Genomic DNA, 11,725 nt, shown 5'->3' on the forward strand with positions numbered 1-11,725 from the left:
ATGGTGCTTGACGGACGAGTAACAACCCGCCGTAATGACCCCAAGTACCGATACGTCCGGAGGAGGAGCCGAGCCGTGAAGCAGGGCGCGCAGGGCTCCGCCGGGGCGGAGGTGCCGCGGGCGGGGGCGCCGGGTGGGCAGGGTGGGCAGGTGCGGGTGCCGCAGCAGCCCGGGGTGGCCGATGCGGGCCGGGTGAGGCCCGGGGGCGGCGGGGCTTCCGAGGTGGTCCGGGGGGAGCACACGCACAGTGAGCCCGCCGCGCCGTCCGCCCAGCCGTCCGCTCCGCGGGGCCGGTCCGTCGTTCAGCGGTCCTCGGTGCGCGGGCAGATCGTGGACGCGCTGCGGGCCGCGCTGGTGGCCGGGGACCTCAGGCCCGGGGAGGTGTACTCGGCTCCGGTGCTGGGCGAGCGGTTCGGGGTCTCCGCGACACCGGTGCGGGAAGCGATGCAGCAGCTGGCCATCGAGGGTGCCGTCGAGGTCGTGCCGAACCGTGGGTTCCGGGTGGTCGAGCGGGGGGCGCGGGAGCTGGCGGAGCTGGCCGAGGTGCGGGCGCTGATCGAGGTGCCGGTCATGGTGCGGCTGGCCCGGACGGTGCCGGCGGAGCGCTGGGCCGAGCTGCGTCCCCTCGCCGAGGCGACGGTCCGCGCGGCGTCCTCCGGCTGCCGCGCGACCTACGCGGAGTCCGACCGGGGGTTCCACCGGGCCGTGCTGTCCCTCTCCGGGAACCAGCAGCTGGTCCAGATCGCGGAGGATTTGCACCGGCGGGCGCAGTGGCCGCTGGTGGGGAGCGGGCCGGGGATGCGGGGGAGGGCCGATCTGGTGGCGGACGCGCATGAACACACGGCGTTGCTGGACGCGTTGATCGCCCGTGATCTGGATGTCGTGCGGGCGCTGGTGGGGGAGCACTTCGCGGGTGCGGGCTGAGTGGGGTGCGCGCCGCTTGCGCCTACGGCGTTGACGCGCCAACCGCTTCCCTGGCTGCGGGCAGTCGTGCCGCTTGGGGCGGCACGGGTGGGCGCAGCGGCACCTCGTCGCGCCGAGCCGCGGACCCACCCGGCCTCAGCGACAACGCCGGGTACCCTTCAGCGCCGTCAAGCCGTCGCCGCCGGCGGAGCCAACTGCCGTGCCAGCCACGTCGGCACGCCCCCGAGCAACCGGAACAACCGCCGGGCCTCCTCCCGCAGCCGGGACGCCTCCGGCTCGGTCTCCGTGTCGGCGAGCGACACCAGCGCCGGCGCCGTACCGACGAGATAACCCAGCTCCTCACGGATCCGCAGCGACTCCGTGAACCCGTGCCGGGCCTCCGCCAACTCCCCGTCCCACAACGCGAGTCCGGCCAGATGCCGCCACGTGAAGGACAGCAGCAACGGGTCGGACTGCGCCGTCGCCCCCGCGTGCGCACGGCGGTACGCGGCCCGCGCCGCCTGCGGGGAACGCGCCAGGTTCTCCGCGACCAACCCGCGACGGAAGTCCAGCAGGGCCCGCTGCGGAGCCCCCGGAGGGATCAGCGCCGCCGCCCGCCCCAGCGCCGCCCGCGCCTCGTCGGCCCGGTCGCGCACCGCGAGCACCGTCGCGGCGTAGGCCAAGTACCCGCGTTCACAAGCGGCCGCGCCCCGCTCGTCGTCGCTGTGGGCCAGCGCCTCGGCGGTGCGCAGGGCGTCCTCGGCCTCCTCCCAGCCCTGCTCCGTGTACAGACACCGTTCCACCAGCAGCGACGCGCGTTGCAGCGCCGCCGCGGGGGTGTCCGGTAGCAGCAGGGCGGCCGCGTCGGCCCAGCACGCGCGTGAGCGCAGCCGCCATACCGCGGTCTGGAGGGGATCGTCACCGGCGGTCGTTCCGTTACCAGACATGGCGGTATGCGCCACGTTGCCCTCCCCGAGCACGCCATCGAGCTGTTGAGTGGTGGCGGCATCTCAGCACGAATCGCGGCGCGGGGCCAAGAGGGTGGGTGAAGGATTTCACAAAGTCGTGGGACTCCTGGGCGCCCCGTGCTCGCGCCGGGGCGCCCCGTGTCTCAGCTCATCCGCAGCGCCAGGAAGAAGTCGAGCTTGTCCTCCAGGCGCGACAGGTCGCGGCTCGTCAACTGCTCGATCCGGCCGACCCGGTAGCGCAGCGTGTTGACGTGGAGGTGGAGCCGGGCGGCGCAGCGGGTCCAGGAGCCGTCGCAGTCCAGGAAGGCCTCCAGGGTGGGGATCAGTTCGGCTCTGTGGCGGCGGTCGTAGTCGCGGAGGGGGTCCAGGAGGCGGGCCGTGAAGGCGCGGCGGACGTCGTCCGGGACGAAGGGCAGCAGGAGGACGTGGGAGGCCAGTTCCTGGTGGCCCGCCGCGCAGACCCGGCCGGGGCGGGCCGCCGCCACCCGGCGGGCGTGCCGGGCCTCCTCCAGTGCGCCGCGCAGGCCCTCCGCCGAGTGCACGGCCGCGCTGACGCCCAGCGTGAGGCGGCCGTCGTCGTTCAGACCGGCCGTCAGGGGGTCCCGTACGGACTCCAGGAGCGCGTCCGCGAGGACGCCGGTCTCCGAGCCGTCGTGCTCCGTCGAGACGGCCGGGAGCGGGACGAGGGCGATGGCCTCGTCGCCCGTGTGGGCCACGGCGATGCGGTCGGACGGCTCGGGGCCGGCCGACAGGGGGTCGACGAGGATCTCCTCCAGCAGGGCCTGGGCGACCGGGCCGCCCTCGATCTCCGCGCCGTCCCAGTCGACGCGGGCCACGATCACCTGCCAGTGCGGCGCGGCCCCGAGGCCGGGCAGCAGGACCGGGGCGGCCACCCGGAGGCGGGCGGCGATCTCGCCGGGGGCGGCGCCCGTCTGGACCAGTTCCAGGACCTCCTGGGCGAGGCGGCGGCGGACCGTGCGGGCGGCCTCTCGGCGGTCCCGCTCGACCGCGATCAGCTGGGTGACGCCGTAGAGCAGGTCGAGGCGCTCCTCCGCCCAGTCCCCGGCGTCCGCCTCGACGGCCAGCAGCCAGTCGGACAGCACGGTCTCGCGGGCGTCCCGGGCGGTCTGCGGGGAGCGGCCCGTCGAGCGGATCGGGAAGAGGGAGTAGGTGGTGCCGCCCAGGAGCACGCGGTGCGGGGCGCGGCGGCCCGTGCGGGTGGCCGTGAGGTGTTCCGCCGCCAGCCGGCCGCAGGCCTCGGCGGGGAGGGCGGGGCCCGACGCCTTCGGGCCCGCGATCAGGCGGCCGGTGGGGGAGAGGACCCAGGCGCGCAGGTCGAGGTCGGAGCCCAGCAGGTCCAGGACGACGTCCGGGCCGCCGCCCGCCGGGCCCGACGTCATCATCCGGCGGTGCCGGTCGACCACGGCCGCGAGGTCCCCGGCGCGCTCCCCGGAGACCTGCCGTACGACGTGCTCGGTGATCGTCGCGAACGCCACCGACTCGTGCACCGCGAAGAGCGGGAGGCGGTGGCGGGCGCAGGCCGCGACCAGGTCCTCCGGTACGTCCCCGAGCTCGGCCTCGCCCGCGGCCAGGGCCGTGACCCCCTCCTGCACCAGGATCCGGACGAACGGCTCCGAGTCCGCGGCGTCCCGGCGCCAGGCCAGGCCCGTGAGCACCAGCTCGCCCCCCGAGAGGTAGCGGCTGGGGTCGCGCAGGTCGGTGGTCATCACACCGCGCACGGTGCGGTCCAGCTCGTCCTCGCCGCCGAGCAGCTTGAGGCCCAGCGCGTCGGTGTCCAGCAGTGCGCGCAGCCGCATTCTCGTCGCCGCCGTTCTTTGTCTCGAAATCTATGGTGGATCTTGGTGGGGTTCGCGATGAACGTCTGTTCGGTGGGCTGGTGGGCGAGGTTCGTCGCCCTCCGGGCGTGTCCCGGTTGTGTCCCAGGTCACGCGGCTGTGTCGCGCGTTTCCACAGGAAAACGAGGAGGTTTCTGATGGCCTCCGTTCATACGAATCTACAAGATGCCCGTCCTGGCCAGCCAACTCCTTCATGGTTTCCGTGACTGACCCCGCCGGAGCACCGCGCTGTGTACTGGGATCACTACGCGTTAACAGCACATGAACGAGCCGGGACCGCCGCACACGGATTGGCTCAATCTGAACGCCCCACACGAAGACGAAGAAGAGAGCCGGTCATGGACTTCCTTCGCCCCGCCAGCTGGGAGGAGGCGCTCGCCGCGAAAGCCGAGCATCCCACCGCTGTGCCGATCGCGGGTGGCACCGACGTGATGGTCGAGATCAACTTCGACCACCGCCGGCCCGAGTACCTCATGGACCTGAACCGCATCGGCGATCTCTCCGAGTGGGAGGTCGGCGAGGAGAGCGTGCGGCTGGGCGCCTCCGTGCCCTACACGGCGATCATGGAGAACCTGCGCGCCGAACTGCCGGGGCTCGCCCTGGCCTCGCACACGGTCGCCTCCCCGCAGATCCGCAACCGCGGCGGTGTCGGCGGCAACCTCGGCACCGCCTCCCCGGCCGGCGACGCCCACCCCGCCCTGCTCGCCGCGGGCGCCGAGGTCGAGGTCGAGTCGGTGCGCGGGGCTCGGCGCATCCCGATCGACGAGTTCTACAAGGGCGTCAAGCGCAACGCGCTGGCCCCCGACGAGCTGATCCGCGCCGTGCACGTGAAGAAGGCCGACGGGCCGCAGCAGTTCTCCAAGGTGGGGACCCGGAACGCGATGGTCATCGCCGTGTGCGCCTTCGGGCTGGCACTGCACCCCGCGACGCGGACCGTGCGGACCGGCATCGGTTCGGCCGCCCCGACCCCCGTTCGGGCCAAGGCCGCCGAGGAGTTCCTGAACGCCGCTCTGGAGGAGGGCGGCTTCTGGGAGAACGGGAAGATCATCACCCCGTCGGTCGCCAAGCAGTTCGCGGACCTGTGCTCCGCCTCCTGCAACCCGATCGACGACGTCCGGGGCACCGCGAGCTACCGCCGCCACGCGGTCGGCGTCATGGCCCGCCGCACGCTGACCTGGACCTGGGAGTCCTACCGCGGCACCCGCCGCACCACCGAGGGAGCTGCGTAATGCGCGTCAACTTCACGGTCAACGGCCGTCCGCAGGAAGCCGACGACGTCTGGGAGGGCGAGTCCCTGCTGTACGTGCTGCGGGAGCGGCTCGGCCTGCCGGGCTCGAAGAACGCCTGTGAGCAGGGCGAGTGCGGCTCGTGCACGGTCCGACTGGACGGCGTGCCGGTGTGTTCCTGTCTGGTCGCCGCCGGACAGGTGGAGGGCCGCGAGGTCGTCACCGTCGAGGGCCTCGCCGACTACGCCAAGCAGCGCGCCTGCGCGAGTGACGCGTGCGGTACGTCGTTGCAGAACGCCCAGCAGTGGCAGGCCAAGGGCGACTCGCACACCGGCGAGGGCACCGAACTCTCCCCGGTCCAGCAGGCGTTCATCGACGCCGGCGCCGTCCAGTGCGGCTTCTGCACGCCCGGTCTGCTGGTCGCCGCCGACGAGATGCTGGAGCGCAATCCGACTCCAACCGACGCGGACATCCGCGAGGCGCTGTCGGGCAACCTGTGCCGCTGCACCGGCTACGAGAAGATCATGGACGCGGTCCGCCTGGCGGCCGCCCGGCAGGGAGAGGCGGTCTGATCATGTCTTCCCCCAACGGAACGCCCACCAAGATCACCCAGGGGTCCCAGACCAAGGGCGGCATCGGCGAGTCCACGCTGCGCCCGGACGGCACCCTCAAGGTCACCGGCGAGTTCGCGTACTCGTCCGACATGTGGCACGAGGACATGCTCTGGGGCCAGATCCTCCGCTCGACCGTCGCCCACGCCGAGATCGTGTCCATCGACACCGGCGAGGCCCTGGCCACGCCGGGCGTCTACGCCGTGCTGACGTACGACGACCTGCCGACCGACGTGAAGAACTACGGGCTGGAGATCCAGGACACCCCGGTCCTCGCCCACGGCAAGGTCCGCCACCACGGCGAGCCGGTCGCGATCGTCGCCGCCGACCACCCGGAGACCGCGCGCCGCGCCGCCGCCAAGATCAGGGTCGACTACCGCGAACTGCCCGTCATCACCGACGAGGCGTCGGCCACCGCGCCGGACGCGATCCTGGTCCACGAGAACCGCGACGACCACCACGCCGGTCACGTCCCCCACCCGAACATCGTCCACCGCCAGCCGATCGTCCGCGGGGACGTGGCCCAGGCCCGCGAGCGGGCGGACGTGATCGTCGAGGGCGAGTACACCTTCGGCATGCAGGACCAGGCCTTCCTCGGCCCCGAGTCCGGCCTCGCCGTACCGGAGGAGGACGGCGGCGTCCACCTCTACATCGCCACCCAGTGGCTGCACAGCGACCTGCGCCAGATCGCGCCCGTGCTCGGCCTGCCCGAGGACAAGGTGCGGATGACGCTGTCCGGCGTCGGCGGCGCGTTCGGCGGCCGCGAGGACCTCTCCATGCAGATCCACGCCTGCCTGCTGGCGCTGCGCACGGGCAAGCCGGTCAAGATCGTCTACAACCGGTTCGAGTCCTTCTTCGGGCACGTCCACCGCCACCCGGCGAAGCTCTACTACGAGCACGGGGCCACCAAGGACGGCAAGCTCACGCACATGAAGTGCCGGATCGTCCTGGACGGCGGCGCCTACGCCTCCGCCTCCCCGGCGGTCGTCGGCAACGCCTCCTCCCTGTCGGTCGGCCCGTACGTGATCGACGACGTGGACATCGAGGCCATCGCCCTCTACACCAACAACCCGCCCTGCGGCGCCATGCGCGGCTTCGGCGCGGTCCAGGCGTGCTTCGCCTACGAGGCGCAGATGGACAAGCTGGCGAAGCGGCTCGGCATGGACCCGGTGGAGTTCCGGCAGCTCAACGCCATGGAGCAGGGCACGCTCATGCCGACCGGGCAGCCGGTCGACTCGCCGGCCCCGGTCGCCGAACTCCTGCGCCGCGTCAAGGCGATGCCGATGCCGCCGGAGCGCCAGTGGGAGTCCAGCGAGGGCGCCGACCTACGGGAGCTGCCGGGCGGTCTGTCCAACACCACGCACGGGGAAGGCGTCGTACGCGGCGTCGGCTACGCGGTCGGCATCAAGAACGTGGGCTTCTCCGAGGGGTTCGACGACTACTCGACCGCGCGGGTACGGATGGAGGTGGTCGGCGGGGAGCCCGTGGCCACCGTCCACACCGCCATGGCCGAGGTCGGTCAGGGCGGTGTCACGGTCCACGCGCAGATCGCCCGCACCGAGCTGGGTGTCACCCAGGTGACGATCCACCCGGCCAACACCCGGGTGGGGTCGGCGGGTTCCACCTCGGCCTCCCGGCAGACGTACGTCACCGGCGGTGCCGTGAAGAACGCCTGTGAGCTGGTCCGCGAGAAGGTGCTGGAGACCGGCCGCCGCAAGTTCGGGTCGTACCACCCGGCCTGGGCCACGGCCGAACTGCTCCTGGAGGGCGGCAAGGTCGTCACCGACGGCGGCGAGGTGCTGGCCGGCCTGGTGGACGTCCTCGGCGAGGACGCCGTCGAGGTCGAGGAGGAGTGGCGGCACCGGCCGACCGAGCCCTTCGACCTGCGCACCGGTCAGGGCAACGGGCACGTCCAGTACTCCTTCGCCGCGCACCGCGCCGTCGTCGAGGTCGACACCGAGCTCGGCCTGGTGAAGGTCATCGAGCTGGCCTGCGCCCAGGACGTCGGCAAGGCGCTCAACCCGCTGTCCGTGCTCGGCCAGATCCAGGGCGGCACCGTACAGGGCCTGGGCGTGGCCGTCATGGAGGAGATCATCGTCGACCCGAAGACGGCGAAGGTGAAGAACCCCTCCTTCACGGACTACCTGATCCCGACCATCCTCGACACGCCGACCATCCCGGTCGACGTCCTCGAACTCGCCGACGCGCACGCCCCGTACGGGCTGCGCGGCATGGGCGAGGCCCCCACCCTGTCGTCGACCCCGGCGGTCCTCGCGGCCATCCGGAACGCGACCGGGCTCGAGCTGAACCGGACTCCGGTACGGCCCGAGCACCTGACGGGTACGTCACTCTCCGACGCCTGAGCAGGAGAGTTCCGTCCGGGGGACCACGTCCCCCGGACCCCCTTCGTTCGTCTCGGGCCGTCCCCCGGGTCGTGCATCCCAACCCCCTATGAAACTTGGGAGTAGGCCCACATGACCCAGCAGTCAGTAGAGCCGAGGACCACAGCCGACGACGCGGGCGAAGGCACCCGCGTCCCGGCCGGACGGTCCTGGCTCGACCGGTACTTCCACATATCCCACAGAGGGTCCACGGTCGCGCGCGAAGTGCGCGGCGGCGTCACCACCTTCATGGCGATGGCGTACATCCTCCTGCTCAACCCCCTGATCCTGTCCGGCAAGGACGCGGCGGGGAACACCCTCGCCCAGCAGGGCCTGATCACCGCGACCGCGTTCGCGGCGGCCCTCACCACCCTGCTGATGGGTCTCGTCGGCAAGGTGCCGCTCGCCCTCGCCGCGGGTCTCTCCGTCTCCGGAGTCCTCGCCTCCCAGGTCGCGCCCGAGATGACCTGGCCGCAGGCGATGGGCATGTGCGTGATGTACGGCGTGGTCATCATGCTGCTGGTCGTCACCGGCCTGCGCGAGATGATCATGAACGCGATCCCGCTCGCGCTCAAGCACGGCATCACCATGGGCATCGGCCTGTTCATCGCCCTCATCGGCTTCTACAAGTCCGGCTTCGTGCACCAGGGGGAGGCCACTCCCGTCACGCTCGGCCCGGCGGGCGAACTGGCCGGCTGGCCGGTGCTGCTCTTCGCCGGCACCCTGCTGCTGATCTTCATGCTCCAGGCCCGGAACATCCCGGGCGCCATCCTCATCGGCATCGTCAGCGGCACGGTCGTCGCCGCGATCCTGAACGCCGCGGGCGTCATCGACCCCAAGCAGTGGGCGGCCGGCGCGCCCGAGTTGCACGGCGGCGCGGTTTCCATGCCGGACTTCTCGCTCTTCGGGGACGTGGAGTTCGGCGGCTGGGGCGAGGTCGGCGCGATGACCGTCGGCATGATCGTCTTCACGCTGGTGCTGGCCGGGTTCTTCGACGCGATGGCGACCATCATCGGCGTCGGCACCGAGGCGAAGCTCGCCGACGACAAGGGCCGGATGCCGGGCCTGTCCAAGGCGCTGTTCATCGACGGCGCCGGCGGTGCGATCGGCGGTGTGTCCGGCGGCTCCGGCCAGACCGTGTTCATCGAGTCCGCCACGGGCGTCGGCGAGGGCGCGCGCACCGGCCTCGCCTCGGTCGTCACCGGTGCGTTCTTCGCGGCCTGCCTGTTCTTCACGCCGCTCACGGCCATCGTGCCGCAGGAGGTCGCGTCCGCCGCCCTCGTCGTCATCGGCGCGATGATGCTGATGAACGCCCGGCACGTGGACTGGGCCGACCGGGCCACCGCCGTCCCGGTGTTCCTGACGGTCGTCCTGATGCCGTTCACGTACACCATCACCACCGGTGTCGCCGCGGGCGTCATCTCCTACGTCGCCATCAAGACCGCCCAGGGCAAGGTGCGCGAGATCGGCGCCTTCATGTGGATCCTGACGGCGGTCTTCCTCGTCTACTTCGCCCTCAACCCGATCGAGAGCTGGCTGGGCGTCCACTGACACCCGTCGCAGCCCCGTCGCTCACAGTCGTAAGGAGACCGAGACAGATGCTGGACATCGCCGAGGAGCTGAACCGGTGGGTCGAGCAGGGCCGTGACTTCGCCGTGGCCACCGTGGTGGCCGTCGGCGGCAGCGCGCCCCGGCAGCCCGGCGCCGCGCTCGCGGTGGACGCCGAGGGCACGGCGATCGGCTCGGTCTCCGGCGGCTGCGTGGAGGGCGCGGTCTACGAGCTGTGCGAGCAGGCGCTGCGGGACGGCGAAACCGTCCTGGAGCGCTTCGGCTACAGCGACGACGACGCCTTCGCCGTGGGCCTGACCTGCGGCGGTGTCATCGACATCCTGGTCACCCCGGTCCGGGCCGGCGATCCGGTCCGCCCGGTGGTCGCGTCCGCGCTCACCGCCGCCGCGTCCGGGGAGGCGGCGGCGGTGGCACGGATCGTGTCGGGACCGCGCGAACTGACGGGCCGGGCCCTGCTGGTCCGTCCCGACGGCTCCCGCGACGGCGGCTTCGGCGGCCATCCGGAACTGGACCGCACGGTCGCCGCCGAGGCCGGCGCCCTCCTGGACGCCGGCCGCACCGGCACCCTGGAGATCGGAGAGCAGGGCTCACGCTGCGGAGCACCGCTCACGGTCCTGGTCGAGTCCTCGGTCCCGGCGCCCCGCCTGATCGTGTTCGGCGCGATCGACTTCGCCTCGGCCCTGGTCCGCGTCGGCAAGTTCCTCGGCTACCACGTCACGGTGTGCGACGCGCGCCCCGTCTTCGCGACCCGGGCGCGCTTCCCGGAGGCCGACGAGATCGTCGTGGAGTGGCCCCACCGCTACCTGGAGCGCACGGACGTCGACGCCCGCACGGTCCTGTGCGTGCTGACCCACGACGCCAAGTTCGACGTGCCCCTGCTGGAGCTGGCGCTGCGCCTGCCGGTGGCGTACGTCGGTGCCATGGGCTCCCGGCGCACCCACCTGGACCGCAACGCCCGTTTGCGTGAAGTCGGCGTCACGGAGCTGGAGTTGAGCCGGCTGCACTCCCCGATCGGCCTGGACCTCGGGGCCCGTACGCCCGAGGAGACGGCCCTGTCGATCGCCTCGGAGATCGTCGCGGCCCGGCGCGGCGGCAGCGGGGTCTCGCTGACCGGGGCCCACACGCCGATCCACCACGAGCCGGGGTCGCGGGCGGTGGGGCGGATCGGGTCGGTGGCCTGAGGTCCGGTCAGCGGGCCACGGCCTCCAGGAGCGAGAAGGGTTCCGCCTCCGGGAGCGGGGTGACGGAGGTGAGGGACAGGCCGGCGGCCTCGCACAGTGCCTCGAAGTCCTTGCGGGTGCGTTCCCTGCCGCCCACGTTCACCAGCATGTTGAGGTCGCTGAGATACGTGCTCCCGTCGTCGTCGGCCCTGACGATCTCGGGCAGCACCGGTTCCAGGATCAGGACGCGCCCGCCGGGCGGCAGCGCCGCGCGGCAGTGGCGCAGGATCCTGACCGCCCGGTCGTCCGGCCAGTCGTGCAGGATGCTCTTCATCAGGTAGAGGTCCGAGCCCTCGGGCACCGACCGGAAGAAGTCCCCGGCTATCAGGGAGCAGCGTTCCGTGAGCCCGTGCCGCCGCAGGTTCTCCGGCGCCTGGGCCAGCCCCTCGCTCGTGTCGTGGACGACACCGGTGAGGCCGGGGAACGCGACGAGCACGCCGGCCAGGAGCGTGCCGTCCCCGCCGCCGACGTCCGTGACCGAGCCGAACCGGCCGAAGTCGAAGGCGTGCGGCAGCGCGGCTGCGGTCTCCGCGGTGGCCTGGCTCATCGCCGCGTTGAACTCGCCAGACAGTTCGGGCTGCCGGGCGAGGTGGCTGAAGAAGTCCGTGCCGAAGACGGTGTCGAACGCGACGTCGCCGGTGCGGACGCTGTCGTCCAGGTGCTCCCAGGCGCGGATGATCGCCGGCTCGGTGAACATCCGCACGAAGGAGGTGAGCGAGTCGGGGCGGCCCGGGGCGAGGAGTAAACCCGCCGGTGCCACCGCGAAGGTGCCGAAGCCGTGTTCCCTCAGCAGGCCGAGGCCCGCCAGGGCGCGCAGCAGCCGGGTCATGGGCTGGGGCTCGGCTCCGGCGTCGGCGGCCACGTCGGCTGCCGGGCGCGGTGTGTCGCCGATCAGCTCGACGATCCTCAGCCGGACGGCCGCGCGTACGGTCTGCGCGGCCATGCCGCCGAAGACGAGCCGCACGAGCAGCTCGCGGTCGGTCATGTCCGG

General features: G+C 72.4%; 9 protein-coding genes. 6 read left to right on the top strand and 3 right to left on the bottom strand.

All coding sequences use genetic code 11. From position 1 onward, the window contains the following. The first annotated feature begins 75 nt into the window (after positions 1–75). Positions 76–924, top strand: a complete 849-nt coding sequence (locus tag CP976_RS34330) for a GntR family transcriptional regulator (protein WP_150483804.1) — start codon at positions 76–78, stop codon at positions 922–924. Positions 925–1,091: 167 nt separating this feature from the next. Here CP976_RS34330 and CP976_RS34335 read toward each other — a convergent pair whose 3' ends face one another. Continuing rightward, positions 1,092–1,865 (bottom strand): hypothetical protein, encoded by a 774-nt coding sequence (locus CP976_RS34335; RefSeq protein WP_150483805.1) that lies wholly within the window; start codon positions 1,863–1,865, stop codon positions 1,092–1,094. Between the two features lie 149 nt (positions 1,866–2,014). Next, entirely contained in the window at positions 2,015–3,688 is a 1,674-nt protein-coding gene (locus CP976_RS34340) for a PucR family transcriptional regulator (protein WP_150483806.1), read from the bottom strand. A gap of 377 nt (positions 3,689–4,065) precedes the next feature. On the opposite strand from CP976_RS34340, the gene CP976_RS34350 reads away from it, so the two are divergent. From CP976_RS34350 to CP976_RS34370, 5 genes are all read left to right on the top strand, one after another. Continuing rightward, positions 4,066–4,956, top strand: coding sequence for an FAD binding domain-containing protein (locus CP976_RS34350; protein WP_150483808.1), 891 nt, complete (start codon positions 4,066–4,068; stop codon positions 4,954–4,956). Next, the gene (locus CP976_RS34355) at positions 4,956–5,525 is read left to right on the top strand and encodes a (2Fe-2S)-binding protein (RefSeq protein WP_150483809.1); all 570 of its coding nucleotides are present in this window, start codon (positions 4,956–4,958) and stop codon (positions 5,523–5,525) included. Before CP976_RS34350 ends, CP976_RS34355 begins: the two co-directional genes overlap by 1 nt. 2 nt (positions 5,526–5,527) lie before the next feature. Further along, positions 5,528–7,927 (top strand): xanthine dehydrogenase family protein molybdopterin-binding subunit, encoded by a 2,400-nt coding sequence (locus tag CP976_RS34360; protein WP_150483810.1) that lies wholly within the window; start codon positions 5,528–5,530, stop codon positions 7,925–7,927. 111 nt (positions 7,928–8,038) lie between these two features. Continuing rightward, positions 8,039–9,496 (top strand): NCS2 family permease, encoded by a 1,458-nt coding sequence (locus tag CP976_RS34365; RefSeq protein ID WP_150483811.1) that lies wholly within the window; start codon positions 8,039–8,041, stop codon positions 9,494–9,496. 47 nt (positions 9,497–9,543) lie between these two features. Then, positions 9,544–10,695: an XdhC family protein gene (locus CP976_RS34370; RefSeq protein WP_150483812.1), complete on the top strand. Its 1,152-nt coding sequence runs from the start codon at positions 9,544–9,546 to the stop codon at positions 10,693–10,695. Positions 10,696–10,702: 7 nt separating this feature from the next. Here the strand turns inward: CP976_RS34370 and CP976_RS34375 are convergent, their stop codons facing one another. Continuing rightward, positions 10,703–11,719 (bottom strand): methyltransferase, encoded by a 1,017-nt coding sequence (locus CP976_RS34375; protein ID WP_150485620.1) that lies wholly within the window; start codon positions 11,717–11,719, stop codon positions 10,703–10,705. Positions 11,720–11,725: the final 6 nt, after the last annotated feature.

This window comes from Streptomyces coeruleorubidus, assembly GCF_008705135.1.
Classification (GTDB): domain Bacteria; phylum Actinomycetota; class Actinomycetes; order Streptomycetales; family Streptomycetaceae; genus Streptomyces; species Streptomyces coeruleofuscus.